Annotated in this window: 21 protein-coding genes; 9 read left to right on the forward strand and 12 right to left on the reverse strand. The window is 73.4% G+C overall.

Annotation, left to right across the window (positions count from 1 at the left end; translation table 11 throughout):
• Window positions 1–429: 429 nt before the first annotated feature.
• Both AC5R91_RS13205 and AC5R91_RS13210 read left to right on the forward strand, forming a co-directional pair.
• Window positions 430–1,566, forward strand: coding sequence for a Rieske 2Fe-2S domain-containing protein (locus tag AC5R91_RS13205; RefSeq protein WP_495397444.1), 1,137 nt, complete (start codon window positions 430–432; stop codon window positions 1,564–1,566).
• A gap of 146 nt (window positions 1,567–1,712) precedes the next feature.
• Window positions 1,713–2,951 (forward strand): ATP-binding protein, encoded by a 1,239-nt coding sequence (locus AC5R91_RS13210; RefSeq protein WP_495397445.1) that lies wholly within the window; start codon window positions 1,713–1,715, stop codon window positions 2,949–2,951.
• Between the two features lie 73 nt (window positions 2,952–3,024).
• On the opposite strand, the gene AC5R91_RS13215 is transcribed toward AC5R91_RS13210, so the two are convergent.
• The 5 genes from AC5R91_RS13215 to AC5R91_RS13235 form a co-directional block, all read right to left on the reverse strand.
• A complete protein-coding gene (locus AC5R91_RS13215) occupies window positions 3,025–4,725 on the reverse strand; it encodes an adenine deaminase C-terminal domain-containing protein (RefSeq protein WP_495397446.1) in 1,701 nt (566 codons plus the stop codon).
• A gap of 388 nt (window positions 4,726–5,113) precedes the next feature.
• On the reverse strand, window positions 5,114–6,007 hold the full coding sequence (locus AC5R91_RS13220; protein ID WP_495397447.1) for an ABC transporter permease: 894 nt from the start codon (window positions 6,005–6,007) through the stop codon (window positions 5,114–5,116).
• A complete protein-coding gene (locus AC5R91_RS13225) occupies window positions 6,004–6,912 on the reverse strand; it encodes an ABC transporter permease (protein WP_495397448.1) in 909 nt (302 codons plus the stop codon). Before AC5R91_RS13225 ends, AC5R91_RS13220 begins: the two co-directional genes overlap by 4 nt.
• Window positions 6,909–7,793: an ABC transporter ATP-binding protein gene (locus AC5R91_RS13230; protein ID WP_495397449.1), complete on the reverse strand. Its 885-nt coding sequence runs from the start codon at window positions 7,791–7,793 to the stop codon at window positions 6,909–6,911. Before AC5R91_RS13230 ends, AC5R91_RS13225 begins: the two co-directional genes overlap by 4 nt.
• Window positions 7,790–8,824 (reverse strand): ABC transporter substrate-binding protein, encoded by a 1,035-nt coding sequence (locus AC5R91_RS13235; RefSeq protein WP_495397450.1) that lies wholly within the window; start codon window positions 8,822–8,824, stop codon window positions 7,790–7,792. Before AC5R91_RS13235 ends, AC5R91_RS13230 begins: the two co-directional genes overlap by 4 nt.
• 408 nt (window positions 8,825–9,232) lie before the next feature.
• Here AC5R91_RS13235 and AC5R91_RS13240 point away from each other — a divergent pair, with 408 nt between their 5' ends.
• Genes AC5R91_RS13240 through AC5R91_RS13250 form a run of 3 tightly spaced genes read left to right on the forward strand, consistent with a single transcriptional unit; the run spans window position 9,233 to window position 11,672 of the window.
• Complete coding sequence (locus tag AC5R91_RS13240) at window positions 9,233–9,535, forward strand: urease subunit gamma (RefSeq protein ID WP_011602639.1); 303 nt, start codon at window positions 9,233–9,235, stop codon at window positions 9,533–9,535.
• Complete coding sequence (locus AC5R91_RS13245) at window positions 9,532–9,948, forward strand: urease subunit beta (RefSeq protein WP_495397451.1); 417 nt, start codon at window positions 9,532–9,534, stop codon at window positions 9,946–9,948. Before AC5R91_RS13240 ends, AC5R91_RS13245 begins: the two co-directional genes overlap by 4 nt.
• On the forward strand, window positions 9,945–11,672 hold the full coding sequence (locus AC5R91_RS13250; RefSeq protein WP_495397452.1) for an urease subunit alpha: 1,728 nt from the start codon (window positions 9,945–9,947) through the stop codon (window positions 11,670–11,672). The genes AC5R91_RS13245 and AC5R91_RS13250 overlap by 4 nt, the downstream gene beginning before the upstream one ends.
• A gap of 103 nt (window positions 11,673–11,775) precedes the next feature.
• Here AC5R91_RS13250 and AC5R91_RS13255 read toward each other — a convergent pair whose 3' ends face one another.
• Both AC5R91_RS13255 and AC5R91_RS13260 read right to left on the reverse strand, forming a co-directional pair.
• A complete protein-coding gene (locus AC5R91_RS13255; protein WP_495397453.1) occupies window positions 11,776–12,891 on the reverse strand; it encodes a phytanoyl-CoA dioxygenase family protein in 1,116 nt (371 codons plus the stop codon).
• A gap of 201 nt (window positions 12,892–13,092) precedes the next feature.
• Window positions 13,093–13,338 carry a hypothetical protein gene (locus AC5R91_RS13260; RefSeq protein ID WP_495397454.1) on the reverse strand — a complete coding sequence of 82 codons (246 nt, stop codon included), beginning with the start codon at window positions 13,336–13,338 and terminating at the stop codon, window positions 13,093–13,095.
• A gap of 438 nt (window positions 13,339–13,776) precedes the next feature.
• Between AC5R91_RS13260 and AC5R91_RS13265 the strand changes: the two genes are divergently transcribed.
• The 3 genes from AC5R91_RS13265 to AC5R91_RS13275 all read left to right on the forward strand — a co-directional run bounded on the left by AC5R91_RS13265 (window position 13,777) and on the right by AC5R91_RS13275 (window position 16,502).
• Window positions 13,777–14,394 carry an urease accessory protein UreF gene (locus tag AC5R91_RS13265; protein ID WP_495397957.1) on the forward strand — a complete coding sequence of 206 codons (618 nt, stop codon included), beginning with the start codon at window positions 13,777–13,779 and terminating at the stop codon, window positions 14,392–14,394.
• Window positions 14,395–14,499: 105 nt separating this feature from the next.
• Entirely contained in the window at window positions 14,500–15,354 is an 855-nt protein-coding gene (locus AC5R91_RS13270) for a helix-turn-helix transcriptional regulator (RefSeq protein ID WP_495397455.1), read from the forward strand.
• A 143-nt stretch (window positions 15,355–15,497) separates the two neighbouring features.
• Window positions 15,498–16,502: an urease accessory protein UreD gene (locus tag AC5R91_RS13275; protein WP_495397456.1), complete on the forward strand. Its 1,005-nt coding sequence runs from the start codon at window positions 15,498–15,500 to the stop codon at window positions 16,500–16,502.
• A gap of 31 nt (window positions 16,503–16,533) precedes the next feature.
• Here the strand turns inward: AC5R91_RS13275 and AC5R91_RS13280 are convergent, their stop codons facing one another.
• Window positions 16,534–18,339 carry a glycosyltransferase gene (locus AC5R91_RS13280; protein WP_495397457.1) on the reverse strand — a complete coding sequence of 602 codons (1,806 nt, stop codon included), beginning with the start codon at window positions 18,337–18,339 and terminating at the stop codon, window positions 16,534–16,536.
• A gap of 387 nt (window positions 18,340–18,726) precedes the next feature.
• Between AC5R91_RS13280 and AC5R91_RS13285 the strand changes: the two genes are divergently transcribed.
• A complete protein-coding gene (locus AC5R91_RS13285; protein ID WP_495397458.1) occupies window positions 18,727–19,401 on the forward strand; it encodes a TetR/AcrR family transcriptional regulator in 675 nt (224 codons plus the stop codon).
• A 309-nt stretch (window positions 19,402–19,710) separates the two neighbouring features.
• On the opposite strand, the gene hpnH is transcribed toward AC5R91_RS13285, so the two are convergent.
• The 4 genes from hpnH to AC5R91_RS13305 all read right to left on the reverse strand — a co-directional run bounded on the left by hpnH (window position 19,711) and on the right by AC5R91_RS13305 (window position 25,869).
• Entirely contained in the window at window positions 19,711–20,715 is a 1,005-nt protein-coding gene (gene hpnH, locus AC5R91_RS13290; protein ID WP_495397459.1) for an adenosyl-hopene transferase HpnH, read from the reverse strand.
• A 378-nt stretch (window positions 20,716–21,093) separates the two neighbouring features.
• On the reverse strand, window positions 21,094–21,642 hold the full coding sequence (locus AC5R91_RS13295; protein ID WP_495397958.1) for a PaaI family thioesterase: 549 nt from the start codon (window positions 21,640–21,642) through the stop codon (window positions 21,094–21,096).
• Between the two features lie 94 nt (window positions 21,643–21,736).
• Complete coding sequence (gene ispH, locus AC5R91_RS13300; RefSeq protein WP_495397460.1) at window positions 21,737–23,758, reverse strand: 4-hydroxy-3-methylbut-2-enyl diphosphate reductase; 2,022 nt, start codon at window positions 23,756–23,758, stop codon at window positions 21,737–21,739.
• Window positions 23,755–25,869 (reverse strand): terpene cyclase/mutase family protein, encoded by a 2,115-nt coding sequence (locus AC5R91_RS13305; RefSeq protein WP_495397461.1) that lies wholly within the window; start codon window positions 25,867–25,869, stop codon window positions 23,755–23,757. Before AC5R91_RS13305 ends, ispH begins: the two co-directional genes overlap by 4 nt.
• Window positions 25,870–26,057 lie beyond the last annotated feature (188 nt).

A 26,057-nucleotide genomic window follows, 5' to 3' on the forward strand; every position in this document is an offset into this window, starting at 1 on the left:
ACCCGGACCATCACCGAACACCCAATGGGCCGTCACCGAGTGTTACATACACGACGTCGAGTCGAAACACCGAGCCGTTTCACTCCGGAAATGGGACCTTTGTCCCCTCTGTGTCCGGAGCACGTGGTCCACCGTCATACCTCGCGTGTGATGGCGGGACCGATGAGTACCGCGACGGCACGGCCCGCCGGGACCATGCATCACACGGAGTCGCCCCGCTCCCGCGCCGAGATCACGTCGGCACCGGAAGGCGGGGGCACCGCGCGCCGCGGCGAGCGGTGCCATCCGGATGAAGGTCCGACCGGGAGGATGACCCCTGGGGAGGATGGCCCGCCCGGGGGACGGGCTCGGCCAGCTCGCGGGGTCCGAACACCGTATCGGGCCGGCGGCCCGATCGCCGCCGGCGGCACGCGACCGAGCGAGGTGGGCATGTCACGTCGTCTGAAGAACACCACCGCCGCATTGCGCCACGGTTGGCATCCGGTGGCACGGTCCGGTGAGGTCGCCGACGAACCGGTGGCGGTGCGGCTGCTGGGCGAGCCGTGGGTCATCGCCCGTCTGGATGATGGCCTGGCCGCGTTCGCCGACCGGTGCCCGCACCGGCTCGCCCCGCTGTCAGCCGGCCGGGTAGATGCGACGGAGATCGTCTGTGGCTATCACGGCTGGCGCTTCGCCGCCTCCGGTGCGTGCACCGCGGTTCCCGCTCTGGGCCCCGGGGTGCCCGCCCCCAGACGGGCCAGGGCCACCCCATCGTGGGGCGTGGTGGAGCGGCACGGCCTGATCTGGATCGCGCCGGAGGAACCGTTCACCGACCTGATCGAGATCCCCGAGGCGGACGAGGCGGGTTTCGACTCGGTCTGGCTCGAGCCGTCGCGGTCCTCCGCCTGCGCCGGCCTGCTCGCCGACAACTTCCTGGACACGGCGCACTTCCCGTTCGTGCACGCGGGCACGATCGGCGCCGGGGAGGCCACCGTGGTCGCGCCCTATCGGGTGACGCAGGACGGCGACGGATTCGTCGTGCAGATGGAACAGCGGGTCGCCAACCCGGAAGACCCCAAGGTCGCCACCGGCGAGCATCCGCTCGTGCAGCGCCGCTGGTCGACCTACGTGTACCGGCCGCCGTTCATGCTGCGCCTGCGCCTGGACTACCCGGATGCCGGCATGATCAACACGATCCAGTTCTGCCTTCAGCCAGAAGACGAGGGATCCACCCGGATCTACACCAGGCTGCTGCGCGACGACCTGGGCGGGGACGCCGCGCGGATGGCCGAGGCCGCCCGCTTCGAGCAGGCGGTGCTCGACGAGGACCTCGCGCTGCAGGAGCGGTTCGACCTCGACGGCCTGCCCCTGATCGGCGACCCGCTGAGGGGCGATGATGCCAGCCCCGCCGAGGAGGTGAGCATCCGGACCGACGCTGCGGGAGTCGCACTGCGCCGGGCGCTGGCATCCCTTGTCGACCGGGCGACCCGGCTGCCGACGAATGACTCCCGGCCACCGTCCGACGGCCGGGACCGGCTCCTCACCACCCCCCGCCGGACCGAGTTCGGGCGAACGACGATCCGTTAGCCGGGTAGGTCCAACGTTCGGGCGGGACGTCTCGACCGCGGTCGAAACAGTGGATATCCGACACTCGACGGGAGCGACATCCCAGGTCGACGGCCTGCGTCACGACCTACGATGGTGATCGGATTCGGCCGGGAGGCGCGTAACGCATGACGGAGCGTGGTTGGACGAAGCCGATCGACGAGGCGAGGTGGGCGGATCTCGACCCCCGCGAGTTCGAACGGTTCCGCCGGCTGGTGAGCGCCTCTGGGTCACGTGCCGAGGCCGGTCTTGCCGGGCTGGTGGACCGTGAGCTGGCCGCCGCACTCGGGGTGGCCCGCCCGGGCCCTCCGTCGGCGTCGGTGGACAGCTCGGAGCCGCTGCTACTGCCCGAGGCCCTCTTGCTGTTCGGCCGGCCGGAGGCGATCCGCTGGTTCCTGCCCTGGCACGAGGCGGCGATGCAGGTCATGCGGGCCGACACGGCCGTGGTGAACGACTTCTTCCACTGGCCGCTGTTCCGGCTCGCCGAGGAGCTGCTCGCCCGCTTCCGCGCCCGCAACACCGAACAGGTGATCCGGTTCGAGCTCCTCCGGGTGCACGTTCCCGCCTTTTCGGAGCAGGCGTTCCGGGAGCTGGTCACCAACGCGCTGACCCATCGGGACTATGACGTTCCCGGCGCCGTCCACGTGCGGTGGACCGACGACCGCATCGAGATCACGAACCCCGTGGCGCCGGCCGCCGGACCGCCGCCGGGGACCGCGCTCGCGGGACCGCCCCGCCCGCGCAACCCCCTGCTCGCCGACGCCTTCCGGCGGGCCGGGATCGCCCAGCGCGCCGGGCACGGGATCGGGCGAGCCATCGCCGACCAGCTCCGCCACGGTCTCGCAGCTCCTCGCTTCGATCATCCGGCCGAGCGGACGATCGTCGCCACCCTGCCCGCCGTCCCTGCGGACCTGGCATTCGCCCGGTACGTCGCGGCCCGCGAGCGGCTCGGCCGGCCGCTGGGGCGGGCCGCACTCCAGCTCGTCACCGCGCTACGGCAGACCCCGCGGCTACGCACCGCGCAGGCGGCCGTCCTGCTGGGCGTGGACCGGTCGCAGGCGCGCGCCCACCTCATCAGCCTGCTCCATGCCGGCCTGGTGCAGGTGGGCGGTGACAGCGCGGGCCGCACCTGGCACCTGACCGACCAGGTGCACCGCGACCTGCGCGAGTGCGCCGCGCACGTCCGAGCCCAGACCGGCATCGACCAGCCGGCAACACCCGCACCGACCGCGTCACCGCCGCCACCCGCGCCACCCGCAACTCCCGCGCCACCCGCGCCGCCCGCATCGCCCGCATCGCCCGGATGGGCTGTCCCCGGTGGGGGGCCGGCCCTCCCCCACCGGCCGCGGGCAGCCGACGGGGGCTGACGCGGCCCACCCGTCCGACGACACCGATCCAGGGGGATGGCCGATCGGGATCGGTACCCGTCGGAAAGGGCCGTCAGGGACGGGTGTAGAGCAGCCGGCCGAGGGTCGCCAGGGTCCGCAGCGGAAACGGCAGCCGGCAGCCGAGATCTGCCGCGGCGGTGTCGACGGCGGCCAGCTCGCCGAGCACCGCCTCCCACGGGGCGTCGCTCATCAGGCCCAGCAACGGCAGCGGGCAGGCCGCCCGCACCCAGCCCTGGTCCACGACGACGAACCCGCCACCCATGCCCTCGACCGCTCGGGCGGCGGTCAGCATGTCGTCGTCGCGGGCGCCGACCACCACCACGTGGCCGGGCGCGTGCATCGTCGACACCCCGAGCGCGCCGCGGTTGAGCCCGCAGCCGCGGATCAGCCCGACGTCGACCGGTCCGCCGCCGCCGTCCCGCTCGAAGACCGCGACCTTGTGCAGGTCGCGGGTGGGATCGGCGACCGCGTACCCGCCGTGCACCGTCGGCTGCACCCGCACCGTGCGCACGCCGTGTCGGCGGGCCGTCGCCGTCGCCGGCTCGGGACCCGCACCGCCCAGGGGGCTGCGTCCCGGACCGCCCGCAACCGGGTGGGCCGCCGGCTCGCGGGGCACGTCGATGGTCACCGCCGCGACGCTGACGTCCTGCCTGCCCGCCCGGCTCAACCCGGGGACGGTGAAGGAACCGGCATGCAGGTTCGCCGGCAGCCGGATCCGACCGACGGCCCAGGCCGGCGCCACATCGTGGTTGTCGAACAGCGGGCGGCCGTGTTCGGCGGCGATCCGGCCGCCCGCCATCACCACGTCGGGCGGGGCGGCGCCGGCGAGCGTGGTCACCACCTGCAGGTCGGCCAGCCGGGCGGGGGCGATGGAGCCCAACGCCGAGTCCAGGCCGTGCAACCGGGCCGGGAGCAGGGTGGCGTGCCGGATGGCGTCGATCGGGCCCATGCCCTGGCCGACGGCGAGCCGCACGTCATTGTCGAGATGGCCGTGAGTGGCGAGTTCGGTGACCGTCCTGTACCTGGCCGGGCCAGGGTAGTCCAACGCCCAGCGCAGTCCGGCGGCGTCCGCCACCGGCCCCGCGCCCAGCGCGGACAGACCGCCCACCCCGGCCCCCGGCGGCGCCGGGCTCACCTCGACGACGGAGGTGGTGGTGGGTGAGGTGGGTGGGATCGCCGCGGGACCGGTGGCCGGTGCGACGGGCGGGGCCGGCGCGGCGAGCGCCAGGTCCACGGCGGGAGCGAGGCCGCCGCCCGAACGGAGCAGTACCCGCAGCGGCGTCGCGGAGGCGGTGGCGAGCTCCGAGCCCCGGGCCCCGCCGAGCGCGAGCAGCGCCGCCGGGTCGGTCAGCAGCGTCACCGTCCCACGCGGGATGAGCAGACGGGCCAGCTCGCCCGCGCTGAGCAGCGTCTCCTCGACCCGCAGCCCGGCGTCGACGTAGGCGGGGACGACGTAGCGGCCGGCGGCGTCGAGGGAGCGCCGACCGTTGAGCACCCCGGGCCTGGTCACGGCGGCGATGTACCGCCCGACGATGAGGATGTCGCGGTTGACCACCGTGCCGTCGTGCACGACGACGACCAGGCCGCCGCGCACGACCAGGTCGGCGTCCTCCTCGCCGTCGGCGACCCGGCGCAGGCGGGCCAGCTCGGCGGCCGAGGGGGGCAACCGGTCCGCGCCGGCCACCGGCAGGTGCCCGATCGGACCGGCCGGTTCCGGCGGGGGCTCATGCCGGTCCAGGCGGGGGATCACCACGGGCGACTCCGTGCGGGCGGGTGCCCGCGGATATGTGGCCGAACCGGCGGGAACCGTCCGCGTCGGCCGGACCACCCGGCCGGGCGCCGCCATCAGCCGGGGTCCGAGGCTGGTGCATTCGACGTTCAAAGGCAGCCCTTCGTCCGCCGGCCGGCGCCGGCGGCGCATCCACATCCGAAGACGGCAGGCAGGGAAGGCGGCCGCCCGGGAACATCGCGTAATTCGCGCCGATTTTTGTTATATCGCAGGGGAATCGCCAGATACGCCGCGGGAGGGCAGGCCGGGGGGCGACGAGGTGTACGGCGGAGAACCGACCGCCCCAGGATGGCCCGTCCGGACGATGCGGCGGGTGCGATCGACGGCATCATTGCGGGTATCACAATCATCGCTACCTGCCACGATCCGAGTTCGGTCCGTACCGCGCCAGGACGATCGCCTCGATGAAGCCGACGACGGCGTACAGCGCGATGCTCGCCACGGTGATCACTACCACCGAGGCCCATACCCCGCCGTAGTTGAACGTCTGCTGGGCACGCTGCATGTAGTAGCCGAGCCCCTCGCCGGTCGCCAGCCACTCGGCGAGCAGCGCACCGATGACCGCGCCCGGGACGGCGATGCGCGCGGAGACGAAGAGCGCCGGCAGGGCGCTGGGCAGCGCCACCTTGCGCAGCACGGTTGCCGGACCGCCCCCGTAGGCGAGGACCAGGTCGGCGGCGGCCGGCGGGCCGGACCGCAGCCCGAAGACCAGGTTCACCAGCGACGGGAAGAACACGATGATCCCGGCGATGACCCCGACCGCGGTCAGGCCCCGCCCGAAGATCAGGGTGAGCAGCGGAATCATCGCTACGAGCGGCACCGACCGCAGCATCATCGCGACCGGCATCAGCGCCCGTTCCACCGAGCGGAACAGCACGAAGGAGACGGCGACGACGATCGCGGCCACGGTGCCCGCCGCGTATCCGACCCCGGCGTCGCCGAGGGTGTGCCACAGCCCGTCGAGGATCGCCCGGCGGCTCTCGGCGGCCTTGTCTGCCGTGAACAGGTACTTCCACACCGCCTGCGGATCCTTGGCAACCAGCGGGTTGAGATCGAACACGGCGATGAACGCGTACCAGAGACCGACGATCACGGCGCTCGACGCGACGACGGACAGCACGGTGCGCCCGACCCGCAGCAGGATCGCCGCGAGCAGCACGTGCGCGCCGCGCCCCGCAGCCGCCGGGGGTGCGGAGCCGGTCGTGGCCGGTTCCGCGGCCGTCGCCGCCGGAGAGCCGGCCGTCACTGCCCGCCTCCCGGGTTACCGCGCGGCGCCCATGGAGTGAGCAGCCGGGCGACGAGCGCGGTCAGCGCGTAGCCCAGTCCGGCGACCGCGGAGGCGACCACGGCCAGCGCCCATGTCCGCGGGACCTCCAGGGCCTGCTGGGAATGGACCATGGCCACGCCGAGCCCCCGGTCGGCGCCGAGGAACTCGCCGATGATCGCGCCGAGGACGGCCGCCGGCGCGGCGATCTGCAGCCCGGCGAAGGTGCTCGGCAGGGCGGCCCGCAGCCGGATGTACCGCATCTGCTTCCAGGCGCCGCCGCCGCTGGCCCGCACCACGTCGAGGCTCGCCGGGTCCGCGGCCCGCAGCCCGAGCAGGGTGCCGACCAGCGTCGTGAAGAACACGGAGATGCCGGCCAGGGCGATCTGCGGGGTGCTGCCGTCGAACACGGTGGTCAGAATCGGGCCGATCGCGATGATCGGCAGGCAGTAGGACGCCACGCCGATCTGCAGCAGCACCCGCTCCACCACCGGCACCCCGAAGAACACCACGGCGAGGGCGATGGCCAGGCCGTTGCCGATCAACCAGCCCTTCGCCGCGATCTGGACCGTCGACTTCGCCGACGTCCACATGAGCCGGTGGTCATCCCACAGCGCCCGCACGACCTCCCACGGGGTGGGCACCACCCCGCCGTTGTCGAGCACGGTGACCGCGAGCACCCACCACAGCGCGAGGAGCCCGACGATCCCGGCCGTGCCGCCGATCCAGGCCGTCCGGTCGGCGCCCGCTCCGGCCCCGCCGCCGCGGCGGCGCCCCGCGCCGGGATCACTCGACCCGCCCGGTCCGGATGATCCCCCCGGTCCCCCGGGTGGCCCGCCCGGACCACCGCCGGTAGCGCCGAAGGCGGCGTCCTGCAGAGTCGTCATGCGCCGCTCCGGGCGGGGTCGGCCGCCGGCCCCCCCACCGTGGCCGCCGCCGTCTCGCCGCCGGAGAACAGCAGCGCCGACAGCTCGTCGTGCAGCTCGTGGAACCGCGCCGAGCGCAGCATCTCCGGGGTGCGCGGCCGGGGCAGGTCGATGTCGACGAGCGAGGAGACGCGGCCCGGCCGGGCGCTCATCACCGCGACGGTGTCGGAGAGGATCACGGCCTCGGGGATGGAGTGGGTGACGAGCAGGGTCGTCGTGGCCCGTTCGCCCCAGATCCGCAGAAGCTCGAAGTTCAGCCGCTGGCGGGTCATGTCGTCGAGGGCGCCGAACGGTTCGTCGAGCAGCAGGATGCGGGGCTCGACGACGAGGGCGCGCGCGATCGCGACCCGCTGGCGCATCCCACCGGAAAGCTGCGCCGGGCGGGCCTTCTCGAAGCCGGTGAGCCCCACCAGCCGGATCAGGTCCGCGATCACCGCCCGGTTCGCCTTCACGCCGGCGACCTCCAGCGGCAGCCGGATGTTGGCCTCGACCGAGCGCCACGGCAGCAGCGCCGAGTCCTGGAAGGCGATGCCGAGGTGGTGGCCACGACGGGCGGTCGCCGGATGCTCCCCGTGCACCAGCACCTCACCGGCGCTGGGCGCGTCGAGATCGGCCAGGATGCGCAGCACCGTCGACTTACCGCAGCCCGACGGCCCGATGAGCGTCAGGAACGAGCCCTCCGCGGTGGCAAGGTTGACGTCGTCGAGCGCCAGAATCGACGTACGGCCGAGGCGGAACTCCTTGCGCAGGCCCACCACGCTCACGCCGGAACCAGGGGCGGGAACTGAGGGAGCCGACGGTCCCGGGGTCGGCTCCGGCACGGGCGTGGCGGCTGCGCTCATATCAGCTCGGGCTTCTCCTTGTACAGCTCCCGGATGATGGACAGATCGAACAGCTTTTCGGCGGTGATGTCGACGCCGGCGAGCTTGAGCGTGGCGATGTTCTCCTCGACCAGGGTGTCGGTGAGTGTGAACAGCCCGTTCTTCTTCGTCTCCTCGGTGAGGATGAGCTTGTTCTGGTCGGCGCTTTCCAGGCCCTGCTCCTTCTCGTCCAGGCCGAGATCCTTGCCGTAGACGGTGGCGGCGAGCTTGGCGCCGAGCGAGGCGTCGGAGGTGGCGTCCTTCCAGCCGCGGATCTCGGCGGTCAGCGCCGCCTTCACCTTGTCGCGGTTCTTCGCGATCGACTCGTCGGTGACCATGAAGGTCTCCGAGACAAGTGGATAGTTGTGGTCGGCGAGCAGGAAGGTGGTGACGTCGAAGCCCTTGACCCGCAGCAGGTTCGGCTCGTTCGTCACGAACGCGAACCAGCCGTCGACCGTTCCGGTGGTCAGCGGCAGCGGGTCGAACTCCACCGGCACCTTCGTGATGGACGACGGGTCGAGCTTGTTCGCCTTCAGGAACGCCGACCAGACCGACTCGTTGGTCGCCTGCACGCCGATCTTCTTGCCGACCATGTCCTGCGGCGTCTTGATGGGGCTCTTGGCCATGGACAGGATGGCGAACGGGTTCTTCTGGTACTGCGCGCCGATGATCTTCAGGGGGGCGCCCTGGGCGATCGCGGTCCCGGTGATGTCCGGCGAGGAGATGCCGATGAAGGCCTTACCCGTGGCGACGTCGGTGTCCTGCGGCGTCGCCGACGGGCCACCCGCGATCAGGTTGACGCCGGAGAAACCGGCCGCCTTGTAGTAGCCGCGCTGGTCGGCGAGGTACTCCCCGGCAAACTCCGCGTTCTTGATCCACGACAGGCGGATGCCGAGCGTCCCGAACGAAGCGGCGCCGGAGCCGCCCGAGCCCGAGTCGCCGCTGTCGTCGCTGCCGCACGCGGCGAGCAGGCCGCCCCCGCCGACGGTGAGCAGAGTCGCTCCCGCGGTCACTCCCACACCCCGGCGGAGAAAACCCCGCCGATCCAGACCTGTTGTCACCAAACCCCCATCACACTCGTCCCGGGCACACCCCCATCGGCCGGTCGATCCGACCTGCCCGAGCGGTCTCCCGGACGCTAGGAAGGAGGCGTATCCGTCTCATCGCACCTGTGTGAATTGCCAGTAACTCCATTCTCGCCACCGGGCCGGTCATGCTCCACCACCGCCCCCGGGATTCCCGTCGACCGAAACGTCACCGAAACCTGGATGCCCCGAAAGCGGTTCAACGTTCACCTGCCTGACATCGGGCGGCGGTCGAATGACGAACGTGCGGGAGTGCCGCGGAACCCGCGCACCGACCATCCGGGCGGGCCGCGGCGACGCCGGCATCATTGGCCGCGCCTGCTAGGCTTCGCGTTCGTGCTGCTGAGCCCCCATGAACAGGAACGGCTGCTCATCCACGTGGCGGCCGGACTCGCCCGGGAACGACGCGCCCGCGGGCTGCGGCTGAACCATCCCGAGGCGACCGCCCTCCTCACCTCGTTCCTGCTGGAGGGCGCCCGCGACGGCCGCAGCGTCGCCGACCTGATGACCGCCGGGCGCGGCGTGCTCACCCGGGACGACGTCATGGAGGGGGTGCCGGAGATGCTCGCCGAGGTCCAGGTCGAGGCGACGTTCCCGGACGGCACCAAGCTGGTCACCGTGCACCAGCCGATCGCGTGATCCCCGGCGAGATCCTGCCGGGCGAGGACCCCGTCGAGATCAACCCGGGGCGGCCCGTCCGGACGGTGCTGGTCCGCAACACCGGCGACCGTCCCGTGCAGGTCGGATCGCACTACCACTTCGCCGCGGCCAACCCGGCGCTCGACTTCGACCGCGACCTCGCCTGGGGGCACCGGCTGGCGGTGCCCGCCGGCACCGCGGTCCGCTTCGAGCCCGGGGTGGAACGCGAGGTCGACCTCGTCCCGCTGGCCGGCGCCCGCGTCGTGCCCGGCCTGCGCCCGGAGTCGGCCGGCCCGCTCGACGGGCGCGGGGTCCGCACCGGGGGTGCGGTCGTCGGCGACGGTCCCGCGGCGACGACCGGCGCGACCGGCGCGACCGGCGACCTGCCGGGCTATCTCGGAGAGGGCTCATGAGCCGGCTGGACCGATCCCGCTACGCGTCGCTCTACGGACCGACGGTCGGCGACCGCATCCGCCTCGCCGACACCGACCTGCTCATCGAGGTGACCGAGGATCGCAGCCGCGGTCCGGCGCTCGGCGGCAGCGGCGACGAGGCGGTCTTCGGCGGGGGCAAGGTCATCCGCGAGTCCATGGGCCAGTCGCGGGCGACCCGCGCCGAGGGCGCCCCCGATCTCGTCATCACCGGTGCCGTCGTGCTCGACCACTGGGGCGTGATCAAGGCGGACGTCGGCATCCGCGACGGGCGGATCGTCGCGCTCGGCAAGGCCGGCAACCCGGACACGATGGATGGCGTTCATCCCGACCTGGTCATCGGGCCCGGCACCGAGATCATCGCCGGGAACGGGAAGATCCTCACCGCGGGTGCGGTCGACTGCCACGTGCACCTGATCTGCCCGCAGCAGGTCCCCGAGGCGCTCGGCGCCGGGATCACGACTCTCATCGGCGGCGGCACCGGGCCGGCCGAGGGTACGAAGGCGACCACCGTGACGCCGGGCTCGTGGAACCTCGGGCGCATGCTCTCGGCGATGGACGACTGGCCGGTGAACGTCGTCCTGCTCGGCAAGGGCAACACGGTCAGCGACGCGTCGATGTGGGAACAGCTCCGGGCCGGCGCGGCCGGGTTCAAGCTGCACGAGGACTGGGGCACGACGCCCGCCGCGATCGACGCCTGCCTGCGCGTCGCCGACGCCGCCGGAGTCCAGGTGGCGCTGCACTCGGACACGCTCAACGAGGCCGGCTTCGTCGAGGACACCCTCGCCGCCATCGCCGGCCGGGCCATCCACGCCTACCACACCGAGGGCGCCGGCGGCGGGCATGCCCCGGACATCATCACCGTCGCGGCCGCCGCGAACGTGCTGCCGTCGTCGACGAACCCGACCCGCCCGCACACCGTCAACACCCTCGACGAACACCTCGACATGCTGATGGTCTGCCACCATCTCAACCCCAGCGTGCCCGAGGACCTGGCCTTCGCCGAGAGCCGGATCCGGCCGTCGACGATCGCCGCGGAGGACATCCTGCACGACCTCGGCGCCATCTCGATGATCGGTTCGGACTCGCAGGCGATGGGCCGCATCGGCGAGGTCGTGCTGCGCACCTGGCAGACGGCGCATGTGATGAAGCGTCGTCGCGGGGCCCTGCCGGGGGACGGCCCGGCCGACAACGCGCGGGCGCGGAGGTACGTCGCCAAGTACACGATCTGCCCGGCGGTGGCGCACGGGCTGGACGCGCAGATCGGCTCGGTCGAGCCCGGCAAGCTCGCGGACCTGGTGCTCTACGATCCCGCGTTCTTCGGGGTGCGGCCGTCGCTGGTCCTCAAGGGCGGGTTCATCGCCTGGGCGGCCATGGGCGACGCCAACGCCTCCATCCCGACCCCGCAGCCGGTGCTGCCCCGCCCGATGTGGGGGGCCGCGCGGGGTCCGGCCGCCGCCTCGTCGCTGACCTTCGTCGCGCCCGCAGCGATCTCCGACGGGCTGCCCGAACGGCTGGGCCTGGCCACCCCCGTGGTTCCGGTCGAGGACGTGCGCCGGCGCGGCAAGGCCGACCTGCCCGAGAACACGGCGACGCCGGACATCCGCGTCGACCCGGACACGTTCACGGTCTCGATCGACGGCGACGCCGTCGAGGCCGACCCGGTGCGCGAGCTGCCGATGGCCCAGCGGTACTTCCTGTTCTGACGGCGGCCGCAGCCTGTTCTGACGGCGGCCGCAGCCGACCGCGTGGCCCGCGCGGGCCACGCGGTCTCGGCTCGATCCGCCCCGGCCGCAACCGGGAAGCGCCTCAGCGGGCGGCGTTCTTGATGAACTGGTCGCGGTAGGAGGCCGGGTCGCCGCTGTAGTACCCGGCCCGCACGTGGCGACGGGTCGTGGCGTTCTCCGTCGCGCGGGCCGCCGAGTGCCACAGGTAGGCGTCGTGCAGCAGCAGGTCGCCGCGCTCGGCGTAGACGGCGATCTCCCCCGGGATCTTCTCGAATCCCAGCGGCATCTCGTACGGCGGCTCGGCGTCGGTGTGTCCCCCGCTCGGGCGGGCGTCCGCCGGCACGGCGACGTTGTTGATGTTGCGGTAGGGCGCCGGCGTGGCCCAGCGGTGGGATCCGGGCACCACCCGCAGGAAGCCGTTGGCCGGGCTCGTCGCGTCCACGTGCAGGGTGAACGCGCAGCCGGGCCAGACGTCGAGGCTCGGCATCGCCTGCCAGTCCGAGTGCCAGCCGATCCGGCTGTAGCCGGACTCGCGGCCGGGCCGGGCGTCCTGGTAAACCACGCCGGCGTTCTCGCTGGGGCTCATCCACACGTCCGCGCCGAGCAGACGGCGCAGCAGGGCGACCATGAGCGGATGGGTCGCCGCCGCCCACACGGCCGGGGCGAGCTCCTCCACGTGTTCGACGTAGTTCACATACGCCTCGACGTCGGCCTCGATCTCGGTGTCGGCACCGGCGGGCGTCGTTCCGTTCGAGGCCCGTCCGGAGGGATCCGTCACGCCGTCGGCCTGACCCGCCCGGTCCAGGCCCTCCCGATCCAGATCCGCCCGATCCAGATCCGCCCGATCCAGATCCGCCCGATCCGGGCCTGTCCGGCCTAGGCCCGTCCGATCCAGGTAACGGGCGCCCAGATACTGCGTGGAGCCGTAGCGCTCGGACACCGTCCCGGCGAGGACGGCCTGCTGCGCCGCGCCGCACTCCCGCTCGACCCGGTCGAGGAACTCGGCGGAGTGCAGGCCGCGGAGCACGACGAAGCCGTGACGGTGGTAGAAGTCGTCGAGGTCGGCCAGCGCCGGCGCGGCCAGCGGGTCCGGCAGGGTCGGGTCCACGACGAACACCCCGACCTCGGCCACCGCCGGCATGGACGGCGCCCCGCGGGTCACGCCCGCCGGGGCCGAGACGGAAGTCGGGCTGCCCATGGTCGTTCCTCCACCCTCGACGTCTCCACCGGCCCGGGTGGCCCCCCGACCGGACCAGTCGGTTCATCACGCTACGGCGGGCGAGTTTCGGCGCCATTGCTGACCCAGCAGCAATCCGGCGCCCGGCGAACCTTGCGCCCTGGCCATCCGCCGGCGCGGCCAAGCCCTCAGACAAACCTGCTGACCTGCTGACCTGCTCGTCTAGTGTCGGCTACGGGTACGGGTACGGGTACGGTGGCCGGTGCTGTGCGACGAGTGCGATCCCTTGCGCTCGCACTCCCACTCGTGGTCGTCGCCGTCCCAGTCGGCCTGGTAGCCCGTCTGGCAGCGGGGTTTCGGCGGGCGATCATTGCTGCAGGAGGTGAGCACGGGTGCCAGCGCCACCGCCGCCACCAGCAACCCGGTCAGGCGGACCCGCGGCCCGCGCTTTGTCGCACGTCGTGACATGTCCCCCCTCGTCCCGATTCTTTACTGGTTGTCGCCTCCGGTGGCACGTAGGGCCCGGCAGGCGGGGCCCAAGCGGCGCATGGCCGGCCGGCTCGGGTGCCGCAGTGCCGCCCGGCCGGGCCGGACGGCGGCCACCGGCCGCGAACTCTTCCACAGGAAGACGGACGGCGTGACCGGATTGTCGCCCGGATGACCGAGGGTGCCACCCGGCCGAAGGCGATCACCGAGCACGAAAACCTGCTGAAGGGGGGCGCTGTGAAGTCCGGTGACGAGACGGCCACTCTCGTCGGCGGCGGCCGCGGCCGCCACACCGACCAGCCCGGCCACACCGACCAGCCCGGCGACGGCGACCAACCTGACGACGGCGGCGGGAACGGGCATGGTCCGATCGCGCGGTCCGGGCGACGGGCGACCTTGCTGATGCTCGCTGATGGCCGCATGCCGACCGGAGGCCATGCCCATTCGGGTGGGGTCGAGGCCGCGGTGACCGACGGCAGCCTGGCGAGCCTGACCGACCTGGCCGCGTTCCTGCTCGGCCGGCTGCACACCGCCGGCCTGGTCGCCGCCGCCTTCGCCGCCGCCACCTGCCACGCCATCGCGACGGGCCGGATCGGCGTCGCCGAACTCGACGCCGAACTCGACGCCCGCACGCCCGCCCCGGCGCAGCGCACGGCGAGCCGGGCGCAGGGCCGCACCCTGCTGCGAGCCGGCCGGGCCGCGTGGCCGGTGCCGGCCGGCCCCCGCGCCCCGCACCACCCGATCGCGTTGGGCATGGTGGCCGCCGGCGCTGGCCTGATGCCCGCAGACGCGGCCATCGCCGCGGCGCACACGACGGTTACCGGGCCCGCGACGGCCGCGACCCGCCTCATCGGGCTGGACCCCCTGGCCGTCACCGCGGTGCTGGCCCGCCTCGCCGACGACGTGGAGGCGACCGCCCGTGCGGGCGAGGAGGCCGCTACCCTGCCCCCGCGGGAGTTGCCGGCACTCACCGGCGTCCGTCTGGACCTGCTGGCCGAGCAGCACCGGTTCGCGCCGTTGCGGATGTTCACCTCCTAGCGCCAGGGCGCGGTTCCGCGGAACACCTGTGAGTGGGTCGCACCGGCCGGAGAGTGGTAGCCGCAGGGCCATGATCCGGGCTAGGTGGGCTGTTACGGTCCCCCGGTGGGCGACAACGAGCTGGGGCTGTTCCTGCGGGTCCGTCGTGAGGCCCTCACCCCCGCCGACGTGGGGCTGCCCAGCGGACCCCGCCGCCGCGCGCGTGGGCTGCGCCGCTCGGAGGTCGCCACCCTCGCCGGGGTGAGCGTCGAGTACGTGACCCGATTGGAGCAGGGCCGCGACCGCCGGCCGTCCATGGTCGTGGTGGGCGTCCTCGCCGAGGCGCTTCGGCTGACCGCGAACGAGCGGGTCCACCTGCAACGCCTGGTCAAGGCGGCCGACGGGGGCTTCACCTGCATGGCGGGGATACCGCCCGGTCGGACGGTGCGTCCGACCGTGCAGCGCCTGCTGGACGGTCTCGAGCCGGGTCCGGCCGTGCTCCTCAACCGGCTCGCCGACATCCTGGCCCACACCGAGGGATTTGCCCGGATCGCCGGTCCGATCGGACTACTCGACGGCCGTCCGCCGAACCTGGCCCGCTTCGTCCTCGCCGACGGCCGGGCCCGCGCCGCCCTGCCGGACTGGGACCAGGCGGCCGACGCTCAGGTGGCCGCGCTCAAACAGGGTCCATTCCGGGCGGATCCCTTTGTCGCGGCCTTCGCCGACGAGCTGGCCCGCACCGCCGGGGCGGCGTTCACGGAGCGGGTGACGAGGCTGACGGGCCTGTCGCCGGCGAACGGGATCACCCGCCTGGTCCATCCGGAGGTCGGCGAGCTGCGGCTGGCCTTCGAACGGCTCGACCTGCCGGCCGACGACGAACAGTGCCTCGTCGTCCTCCTGCCGGCCGACGAGGCAACCGCGGCCGCGCTCGACCGGCTCGCCGGCCGCCGGCCCGGCGCCCTGCGCGCGGTATCCGGCTGACACCACGGGCACTCCCCGCTCCCTGCCCCCGCCTCGGCTCCCCCGCCTTCACCGGCCTCCTCCCACCGACCCCGCCCTGCTACCCCGGCTCGGCGGAAACGCCCGCCGCCCGGCCGACTCCTGGCCGCGAGGAAGTGAATCCGATGCCCACGACCGCCGACGCCGCATCGCCGGCCATCCCCCGGACGGGCCGTACGGCTGTCCGGGCGCACGCCGCGGTGCGGGTGGAGCGGGGCGCGCGGGGCGCGCCCCGACTCGCCGAGCTGCGCTCTGACGTGCCGATCGTCCTGCGCCTGACCGGCGTATCGCCCGTTCGGACCGGGGCAGGCGCCGACGCGGAGCCGCTGCCGACGGTGACGGTCCATCTGGTCAACGGGGCCGCCGGTCCGCTGGCGGGCGACGACCTGCGGCTGGACATCTCGGTCGGGGGCGGGGTGCGCCTGGTCCTGCGCTCGGTGGCCGCGACCGTCGCCCTGCCGGGTCACGGCCCCGGACCGTCCCGCCTGACCGTCACCGCGGAGGTGGCGGACGGCGGCGAACTCGACCTCGGTCCGGAACCGACCGTGGTCGCCGACGGTGCCGACCACCGGATCATCACCGATGTTCGGTTGGCCGCGACGGCTCGGCTGCGGCTGCGCGAGGAGATCCTGCTCGGCCGGTTCGGCGAGCCCACCGGGTCCATCCTCAGCACGCTGCGCGTCGACGTGGCGCACACCGTCGGCACCGCCCACGCGTCCGGCGCCGCCCACACCACCGACGCGTCCGACGCCGACGACGCGTTGAGCGGCGCCCCGGTGCCCGGCGGGGCCCGTGCGGCGGGCGGCGCCGGGCGTCCGGGCGCCGACCCGGCGGGTGGGCCGTCCGGATGGGTGCCCCTGCTGCGCCAGGAGCTGCTGCTCGGGCCGCAGGTGCCCGGGCTGCAGGGTCCAGCCCAGTTGGGCGGTGCCCGCGCGGTCGGCTCACTGCTCGTCGTGGGGCCCGAATGGGCCGGAGCTGGAGCTGGAGCCGGTCCGGACGCGGCCGTCGCCGAGGGGGTGGCCCGGCTACCCCTGACCGGTCCGGGCTACCTGGTGTCCGCGTTGGCCGGCGATGCCGTCACCCTGCGCCGCCGGCTGACAGCACTTGCGCTTGCCGACCCCGCGAAGTGACGGCGCCAACAGCCTTCGGCGCCGGACTGGCTCAGCCTCCGGCGCCGGACTGACGGTCGTCCGTCCGGGCGTGGGTCTGGGCCCCGGGCGCGGGTACTGCGCGCGCGGCGTCCTCGCGCCGCGGCTCGGCGGCCCGCCCGGGCCTGGGGCTGGGCCGGGAGAAACCGTCGTTCCACGGGTCGCGTGGCGGCTCGACGAAGACCACCGGCGGGGCCGCGACGCCGGTCTCGCCCCGTTCACCCACGCCCGCCGTACGGGTCACCGCGCCGCCAGCTCCGGCCGCGGGAGAAACACCCCCGGCCGTGGGAGGCACGCTGCCAGCCGAGCCCCGGGCAGTCCCGGTCGCAGCGGCTGCGGCCGGGACCGTCCCCGCCGGGGCGGGGGATGTCTCGGCCCCCTGCGGACCGGCAGCGGCCAGGCTCGCCTCGGCCGGGTCCGCCACGACCGAGGCCGCCGCCGACCGGCTCCCCACGACGGGGGATGTCTCGGTGGCCAACCGACCGGCGGCAGCCGGGCTCGCTCCGGCCAGGGGCGACGCGGCCGAGGGCGACGCAGCCGAGGGTGCCGCAGCGGAGGGTGCCGCAGCCACGGGTGACGCGGCCACGGGTGACGTGGCGGAGGGTGCCGCAGCCGGGGTCGCCGCGTCGGCGGAGTGCCGCTCGGCGGACGGCGTCCCGTGATCGTCGTAGGTGCGGCCCTTCCAGGCGGCACCGCGACCGGCCCGCTTGAGCCGCGCTGAGTCCAGCGTCATCCCGAGGTAGAGCACGGCGACGCCGGGGAGCAGCAGGGCGGCGGGAACCGGCTGGCGGTAGTACCGGATCATCGGCACGTAGGAGAGCGTCATGATCACCCAGGCGACGGCGCCGACGATCGCGGTCGTGCGATCGCCGGCCGCGATGCCCGCGACGGTGGCGACCACCGGGACGACGAAGACGAGGGCCATCCCGAGCACGGTGCCGAGCAGCAGCAGCGGCGAGTGCCGAAGCTGGGCGTAGGCGCTGCGGGACACCATCTTCCACAGGTCCGCCAGTCGCGGGTACGGGCGCCGGCTGTGGACCTGCTCGGCGAGCCCCAGCCAGGTCCGTCCGCCGGAGCGCTTGATGATCCGGGCGATCGCGACGTCGTCGATGACCGCCCCGCGGACCTCGGCGAGCCCACCGGCCGCCAGGAGGGCCTCCCGCCGGACCAGCGAGCAACCCCCCGCCGCCGCCGCCACCCGCGAACGCGGGCGGTTCGACCAGCGGAACGGATACAGCATCGCGAAGAAGTAGACGAACGCCGGAACGATGACCCGTTCCCACGCGGTGTTGGCTCGCAGCACGGCCATCTGCGAGACCATGTCCAGCCCGTGCGTGCGCGCGGAGGCCACCAGGCTGGTCAGCGAACCCGGGTCGTGCGCGATGTCAGCGTCGGTGAGCAGCAGGAACTCCGCGTCGCCGGCGCAGTCGACGCCGCGGCGCAGGGCCCACAGCTTGCCGGTCCATCCGGGCGGGGGCTCTGTGGAGGCGGTGACCGCGGCGGTGACGCCCGTGTGCCCGTTACGGGCAGCCTCCTCGGCCAGGGCTCGGGCGACCTCCGTGGTCCCGTCGGTGGAGCCGTCGTCGACGAGGATCAGGCGAACCGGACCGGGATAGTCCTGGGCGAGCAGGGTCGGGAGCGTCACGGGCAGCACGTCGGCCTCGTCCCGGGCCGGGATGATGATCGCTACGCTGGGCCACGACGGCGGTGCCTGCCGCGCGGGGAGCCGCTGGTCGGTGCGCCAGAAGAAACCATGACCGACGGCCAGATACAACCAGGCGAGCAATGAGGCGAGGGCTATCCACTGCAGCACAGTCACAGAGAGTGATGCTGCCACGTGCGTCCTACGGACGTCAGACGAGCGCGGTAATTGTGTGTAAAGAACTTTCCGTCCCCGGCAGGTCTGCCGCGACCGCGGTGGCCCCGCCGCCGGTGCCGACCCCCGGTCGCACCGCGGGAAGGGGCCACTGAGCTGGGACGATTCCCGATCGAGAACGGACACCCGGCGCTGCGCGCAGGCAATCGGCCCCGCCCTGTCGACCAGCCGAGTGCTCCCGCCACCCACAGCCCGCGACGGGCGGGGTTAATCCCACAGTGCCATCACAACGTCCTGTGTGTACCCCCACCGAACGGGCCCCGGCCGCCCCACCTGATCCCGGCTCGGTAGAGCCACCTCCGAAGGCGCCGACTGCACCATAATCAGGGGGTGACCAGAAGCCGTCGTACCGAGCAGACGGCTGACACCCGTCAGGCCCTGATCTCGGCAGCCCGCCGCCGGTTCGCCGAGCAGGGCTTCGCCGCCACGGGGACCGAGGAGATCGTCGCCGACGCCCAGGTCACCCGAGGCGCGCTATACCACCACTTCCGCGACAAGGCCGAACTGTTCCGCACCGTGATGGAACAGGTCGCCACCGAGGTGGCCGAGCAGCTCGTCGCGGGCGAGCTCGCGCGCGACGCGGAGCTGCCCAGCGATGCCTGGACGCAACTGCGCCAGGGGTTCCAGTCCCTGCTCGACATCTCCACCGCGGACAGCGACTTCCAGCGCATCGTGCTGATCGACGGTCCCGCCGTCCTCGGCAACCAGGCGTGGGACGCCCTCGTCGAGCGGCACGGCTACCGGCTGCTGTCCGAATGGCTGGAACGGGCGATGGCCGAGGAGCGCATCGATCCGCTCCCGGTGGGCCCGTTGACCAGGCTGGTCGCCGCCCTGCTGTCGGAGGCGAGCATCTACACGGCGGGCGCGGCCGACCCGGACACCGCCCGCATCGAGATCGGCATCGTGCTCGACCGGCTGCTGCGCGGGCTGGGCCGGGGCGGCGACCTCGCCGAGCAGCCCCCGGTCAGCGTGGACAGCGCCGCCGGCTCCCAGCACGCCCGCTAGCCGCCGCTCCAGGGGACAGGACACAACGGCCGCAGAACCGCCCTCCGGCCAGCCCGGGTACGACGCGGGCAGGGGGCTCTGGGTGCCGAAGGGCTCCCAGTGGGTCCCGCTGTATGGACAGCTCGGACGCGGCGCCCTCCAGCGGGACCCACCATGGAGCCGCTTGCCCGCGCGGCCGCCCATCGCCGCCGTCGCTGCACTGTGGCTGAGACGCGGTCGACGAACGACGAACGCCGCCCCGACCGTGGACCGGTCGGGGCGGCGTCGGCACTGCTGCCGGTGAGATGACGGCTGCGAGCAGCCGCCGGCTCAGACCTGGCGGACGGCGCGGATGGACTCCTTCAGCGAGCCCATCGTCGCCAGCACGGCCGAGGTCTCGTAGCCGCAGTGCGCCATGCAGTTCGCGCACCGCGGGTCCTTACCGCGACCGTAGGAGTCCCAGTCGGTGGTCTCGACGAGCTCCTTGTAGGAGGAGACGTACCCGTCGCTCATCAGGTAGCAGGGCTTCTGCCAGCCGAACAGCGAGTAGCTCGGGATGCCCCAGGCGGTGCAGTCGAGCTCCTTCTTCCCCTCGAGGAAGTCCAGGAAGATCGGCGAGTGGTTGAGCCGGAACTTCTTGCGCCGGCCCTCCGCGAAGACCTTCCCGAACATCTCGCGGGTCTCCTGGACGGCGAGGAAGTGCTCCTGGTCCGGAGCCTTCTCGTACGCGTAGCCCGGCGAGAGCTGGATCTGGTCGACCTTGAGGTCGTCGTTGAGGAAGGTCAGGATGTCGATGACATCCTGCGGGCTGTCGTTGTTGAAGAACGTGGAGTTGGTGCCGACCCGGAAGCCGGCCGCCTTCGCCGCGTGGAAGGCCCGCACGCACTCGTCGAACGTGCCCTCCTTCTCCACCACCGCGTCGTGCCGCTCGCGCAGCCCGTCGATGTGCAGGACGAAGGTGAAGTAGGGCGACGGGGTGAAGTTCTTGAGCTTCTTCTGCAGCAGCAGGCCGTTCGTGCACAGGATCACGAACTTCTTGCGCTTCACCAGCTCGTTCACGATCTCGTGAATCTGCGGGTGCATGAGCGGCTCACCGCCCGCGATCGCCACGACCGGAGCGCCACACTCCTTGACCGCGGCCAGCGCGTCCTCGGGGCTCATCCGCTGCTTCAGGACGGACGCCGGATGCTGGATCTTCCCACAGCCCGTGCAGGACAGGTTGCAGGCAAACAGTGGCTCCAGCTCCAGCACGAGCGGGAAGTGCTTGCGGCGCCGCAGTTTCTGCTTCGCCAGGTAGGTACCGATACGGAGCTGGTACCGCCACTCGACCGCCACGGCGTAGCTCCCCTCTCCTCAGGTCGCCGGTGGGATGACCGATGATCTCTGCACTGACCATACAGCCTGTACGTACAGCCTGCATGTGGATCGAGCGATGAACTGTCGCACAGCCGTGTCCCGTGGCCGACTCATTCGTCCGAGCAACCGGTCGCGGACCGTATCCGGCCAGGTCAGGGCCCTCGCGCGACGGCCGAATGACGCCGATTGCAGCCTCCGGCGGCCTCGCATCGTCAACCTTCGACGAGGCGTCGGAGGTGTGGGTACGACCTCCGGACCGCCCGCAGGTTCCCCCGGTGGACGATGGGATGCCGGCGATGACACCGAGACGTCACGCAGCGTTACACACCTCGGAGTTCCCGGCGACCGGAGCCGGTCTCAGGCGAGGATCAGGCAGCTACTGCTGGCCGTGGCGACGACCTTGCCGTCGTCGTCGCGGACGTCCCCCTCGGCGAAGGCCACCCGACGCCCCGGCCTGGTGATCCAGCCGTGCGCCGTCAGCCGGTTGGGCCGGCCCGCCGCGATACGTACCGGCCGCAGATAGTTCACCTTGATCTCGATCGAGGTGTAGGCGACGCCGGCGTCGAGGGTGGTCTGCACCGCGCAGGCGGCCGCGGTGTCGAGAATCGTGCAGAGCAGGCCGCCGTGGACCAGGCCGATCGGGTTGTACGCCGACTCGTCGGGCTGGCAGGTGAACACCACGTCCCCGCGCGAGACCTCGACCGGCCGGAAGTCGAACAGCCGGGAGATGGGCGGCGGCGGGATGCGGCCGTCGCGCATCGCGGTCAGGAACTCCAGGCCGCTCAGGGTGGCCGCGGCCGACGCGACCCGGATCGGGTCGTGCCAGGTGACGGACTTGCTGCGGGGCTCGCCCCAGAGCGCGGGGTCGGGCTCGGGAACGCCGGGTGCGGATTCCAACGCGGTCATGGTCAGCAGCCTAGGGACGACGCCGTGGCGGGGATCGCTCACGGCAATCCCCGCCGGGCGGTCGGGCAACCGGCGGTCGGGACCGCAAGTCGGATTACGACGGGCCGGGCACGTGGGCCGGGGAGGTGGCGCCCGCCGCGGTGGCGCCCGCGCGGCGCAGCTCCTTGGGCAGGTGGAAGGCGACCGTCTCGGTGCCGACGGATCGGGTCGTCACATCCGTCGCGCCGAGACCGGACAGCGCGGCGGTGAGTTCCTCCACCAGCGACGGCGGGGCCGAGGCGCCGGCGGAGATGCCGATCGTCTCCACCCCGTCCAGCCAGGACAGCTCCACGTCGCCGACGTTCTCGACGAGGTGGGAGGCCACCCCGTCGCGCCGGCTGACCTCCACCAGCCGCACCGAGTTCGCGCTGTTGGCCGACCCGACGACGAGGACGAGCTGAGCCTCCTGGGCGACCTTGCGCACCGCGTTCTGCCGGTTGGACGTGGCGTAGCAGATGTCGGCGGACCCGGGGCCGACGATCGCCGGGAAGCGATCCTTCAGCGCGTCGACGACCTCCTCGGCCTCGTCCATCGCCAGCGTGGTCTGCATGAGGTAGGTGACCCGCTCGGGGTCGGGGACGTCGAGGGAGTCGACTTCCTCGGGCGACTGCACCAGCCGGATGCGCCCGGGCGCCTCGCCCAGCGTGCCGTCGACCTCCTCGTGACCGGAGTGGCCGATGAGCAGCACGGTGTCGCCTCGGGAGGTGAACCGGCGGGCCTCGGCGTGCACCTTCTCGACCAGCGGGCAGGTCGCGTCGATGACGGAGAGCTGGCGCCCGTCGGCCTGGTTCCACACCGCCGGGGCCACCCCGTGCGCGGAGAAGACCACGGTCGCGCCGGCGGGCACCTCGTCAAGTTCCTCGACGAAGATCGCCCCGCGGGCGGCGAGGTCGGCCACCACGTGGGAGTTGTGCACGATCTGCTTACGGACGTAGACCGGCGCGCCGTGGAGCTCCAGGGCGCGCTCGACGACCTCGATGGCGCGCTCGACCCCGGCGCAGAACGCGCGCGGCTCGGCGAGCAGCACGGTACGCCGGCCCACCGCCGCCGCCCAGGCGCCGATCGGCAGGCCGAGCCGGCGCATCGTGCGCAGGCCCAGCACGCCGCGGCGGACCAGGTCAAGGCGGCCGAGCGGCTCGTCGGCGGTGTCGACGATGACCCGCACCGCGGCGAACGGGACGTCCCCGACCCCCGCCGCGATCGGGGCGCTCTCCATGTCGACCGCGATGGCGCCGGTGGCGGCGAGCTGGGTGCGGGCGTCGCCGGTGGCGACCTTGGCCACGGTCACGATCGGGCCGACGTGCACGGTCAGGCCGAGCCGGCGCAGGTCACCGGCCAGCAGCGGGGCGGACGCGCAGCGCGCGGCGACGGAACCGTCGGCGGCGCGGACCTCGCTGGCGACGACGATGTCCCCGGGCCTGATCCCGGGGGCGAGGCCGCCGGACAGGCCCACGATGGCGGCGGCGTCGGGGCGCGCCTGGCGGACCACCCGGGCGGCTCGGCCCGCCTTGTCGGGGCCCATCCCGGTGCGCACCATGACGGTGTCCGAGGGCAGGCCGGAGCGGCCGGCCGCCATCGCCTCGAAACGCAGCGCCGTCGCGACCACGAGCCGCGCGCGGCGGCGGGGCCGGGCCACGGGCGCGGCCGGCTCGGCGGGCCGCGGCGGCGCCTGCACGCCGCCGGCCGGCTTCCCGGCGGTCGAGCCCGTCGCGACGGACGAGTCCACCGCGACGGACGAGTCCACCGCGACGGACGAGTCCACCGCGACGGACGAGTCCACCGCGGCCGGGCCTGCACCTGCCGGCGCCGGCGCCGGCGCGGTCGCGACGCTCGCCGAGCCGCCGCGGCCGGCCGCGGCGGCGAGCGGCGACGCGGCCGGGGCGGCGCCCGCGGCCGCCGCCGGCGGCGCGCCCGGCCGGCGCGCCGCGGCGGACGAGGGGACTGACGGCGACGCCGGGTCCTGGTTGGGGATCACGGCGGGTCCCCCCGCCGCGGCCGCCGGGGCCGTGCGGTCGGCGGGGGTCACGACAGCGTCGGGAGCGATCCCGTCGCCGCCAGGGGAGGTGGAGGTGCTCATGGTGTGGCCACCCCGGTCAGGCCCACGTACCGGCCGAGCGCGGTCAGCGGGAAGACCAGCCGGTACAGGTGATAGTTCAGGGAGAAGTCACCGGGGAAACCGGTGCCGGTGAAGTAAGGCTCATCCCAGGTGCCGTCCGGCCGCTGGGTCTCGCACAACCAGCGCACCCCGCGCTTCACGGCCAGGCTGTGCGGGTCCACCGCCAGCAGCGCGAGCAGCGCCCACGCCGTCTGCGACGCGGTGAGCTCGCCCCGGCCGATCCAGGCGGGGTCGGTGTAGGAGCGCAGGTCCTCGCCCCAGCCGCCCTCGGGCGACTGGTGCTCGAGCAGCCACCGCACCGCGGCGGTGATCGCCGGGTGGTCGGTGGGCACCCCGGCGCCGATCAGCGCCGGCACGACCGCCCCGGTGCCGTAGAGGTGGTTGACACCCCACCGGCCGAACCAGGACCCGCCCGGCTCCTGGTTGTCCAGCAGCCACTGCACCGCCCGCTGGGTGATCGGGTGGTCGGAGCGGCCGAGGTCGGCCAGCATCTCCACGATGTGGGCGGTGACGTCCGCCGACGGCGGGTCGACCACCTCGCCGAAGTCGCAGAACGGGATCTTCGTGGTGAGCGTCCGGACGTTGTCCGCGTCGAAGGCGCCCCAGGCGCCGTTCGACGAGCGCATCCCGACGCTCCAGTCGACCCCGCGGGCCGCCGCCGCGCGCATCGCCGCGGCCAGCCGCGGGTCCGCGTCCTCGACGGTGTTCACCGCGGGGGCCTCGGCGCGGCCCTGCCGGGATGCCGGCGGGGCGACGTGCCCCGCGCCGAGCAGCCGCCGCAGCGCCAACACCACCTCGGCGGTGTCGTCGACGTCCGGGTAGAAGTCGTTGTCGAACTCGAACGCCCAGCCGCCGGGGGCGAGCTCGGGGCGGCGCACCGCCCAGTCCCCGGCGACCCGGACCTCCTCGTCGACCAGCCACCGGCCGGCCTTCACCATCGCCGGATGGTCGCCGGGGACGCCGGCGTCGGCCAGCGCGACGACCGCGAGCGCGGTGTCCCAGACCGGCGACTGGCAGGCCTCGATCTGACGGATCGGACCCTCCGGGGTGTCCCGGCGGATCACATACCGCTCCATCCCGCGGAACGCCGTGGCGATCACCGGGTGGTTCAGCGGGTACCCCATCAGGTGCAGCGCCATGACGGAGTAGACCCAGGGCGGCTGGATGCCGCCCCAGCACCCGTCGGCCTCCTGCCGGGCGACGACCCATTCGGTGGCCCGTCGCAGCGCCAGGGTGCGCAGGAGCTTGATCGGCCGCTTCTCGTAGCGGTGCAGCAGCTTGTCGAGTCGCTCGAAGGCGCCCTCCCAGCTTCGCAGCGGGGCCGGCTTGCGCCCCGCCGCCGGCACCTTGAGCTCGTCGATGGTGAAGCCGAGGTCGTGCGACGGCCGCAGGGAACCGACGATCGTCAGCGCGACGATCGTCTGGCGCGCCCAGCAGGCGAAGTCGTAGACGTTCAGCGGGATCCACGACGGCAGGAAGATCAGCTCCGGCGGGATGACCGGGACGTCGTCCCAGGACCACTGGCCGAGCGCCGCCAGCCAGATCCGGGTGAACACCCGGGAGGCGGCCACCCCGCCCTGCGCGCGCACAAGCTCCGCCGCCCGCGCCATGTGCGGGGCGTCGACCGCGTCGCCCGCGAGGCGCAGCGCGATATACGCCTCGATGGTGGTGGACAGATCGGCCGGGCCGCCGTAGAAAGTGGGCCAGCCGCCGTCCGCGAGCTGCTGGGAACGGATCCAGCGGGCGGTCTGCTCGGTCTCGTCGTCACTGCGGATGCCGAGGAACTGCTTCATGAACAGGTCCTCGGCGTCCATCGTGACGTTCGTCTCGAGGTCGCCCTTCCACCAGCCCTCATCCGACTGCAGCGCCAGGAGATGGTCCCGCGCGCGCGCCGCGGCGACGCCCGCGTTGGTCGGGCCGGCCGCCTGCGGCCTGCCGGTACCGGCGGACAGCGGCGGTGAGGATCGCGAGATCCCGTAGGCGTCGGCCGTGGCGGGCACCGGGATGGTGGGCCGCTTCGGGCTCTTCTCGGCAGTCGGAGCAGCCGGGGACGGGTCCGAGGTCAGGCTCATCGACGACTCCCCTCGTCGTACGTGCGATGGTCAAGCGGGCGATCGCCGGTCTGTCCGGCGTCGCGGCGGCCCGGTGGGGCCGCCCGCCGGTCGAGCCGTGGCGGGGCGCCGCCCGGCCTCCCGGCATCACCCCGGCCTGGTACGGGGCGGCGGGTGGACCAGGCGGCATGGGCGCCTGTGCTCACCTG

It is taken from the genome of Frankia sp. BMG5.60 (assembly GCF_059428125.1).

Excerpts from the sequence above, each read along its gene's own strand:
- AC5R91_RS13295 (WP_495397958.1), bottom strand. The coding sequence starts at position 21,642 with ATGACCGCGTTGGAATCCGCACCCGGCGTTCCCGAGCCCGACCCCGCG.
- AC5R91_RS13230 (WP_495397449.1), bottom strand. The coding sequence starts at position 7,793 with ATGAGCGCAGCCGCCACGCCCGTGCCGGAGCCGACCCCGGGACCGTCG.
- AC5R91_RS13255 (WP_495397453.1), bottom strand. The coding sequence starts at position 12,891 with ATGGGCAGCCCGACTTCCGTCTCGGCCCCGGCGGGCGTGACCCGCGGG.
- AC5R91_RS13260 (WP_495397454.1), bottom strand. The coding sequence starts at position 13,338 with ATGTCACGACGTGCGACAAAGCGCGGGCCGCGGGTCCGCCTGACCGGG.
- AC5R91_RS13305 (WP_495397461.1), bottom strand. The coding sequence starts at position 25,869 with ATGAGCCTGACCTCGGACCCGTCCCCGGCTGCTCCGACTGCCGAGAAG.
- AC5R91_RS13265 (WP_495397957.1), top strand. The coding sequence starts at position 13,777 with ATGCCGACCGGAGGCCATGCCCATTCGGGTGGGGTCGAGGCCGCGGTG.
- AC5R91_RS13250 (WP_495397452.1), top strand. The coding sequence starts at position 9,945 with ATGAGCCGGCTGGACCGATCCCGCTACGCGTCGCTCTACGGACCGACG.
- ispH (WP_495397460.1), bottom strand. The coding sequence starts at position 23,758 with ATGAGCACCTCCACCTCCCCTGGCGGCGACGGGATCGCTCCCGACGCT.
- AC5R91_RS13275 (WP_495397456.1), top strand. The coding sequence starts at position 15,498 with ATGCCCACGACCGCCGACGCCGCATCGCCGGCCATCCCCCGGACGGGC.
- AC5R91_RS13205 (WP_495397444.1), top strand. The coding sequence starts at position 430 with ATGTCACGTCGTCTGAAGAACACCACCGCCGCATTGCGCCACGGTTGG.
- AC5R91_RS13210 (WP_495397445.1), top strand. The coding sequence starts at position 1,713 with ATGACGGAGCGTGGTTGGACGAAGCCGATCGACGAGGCGAGGTGGGCG.
- AC5R91_RS13225 (WP_495397448.1), bottom strand. The coding sequence starts at position 6,912 with ATGACGACTCTGCAGGACGCCGCCTTCGGCGCTACCGGCGGTGGTCCG.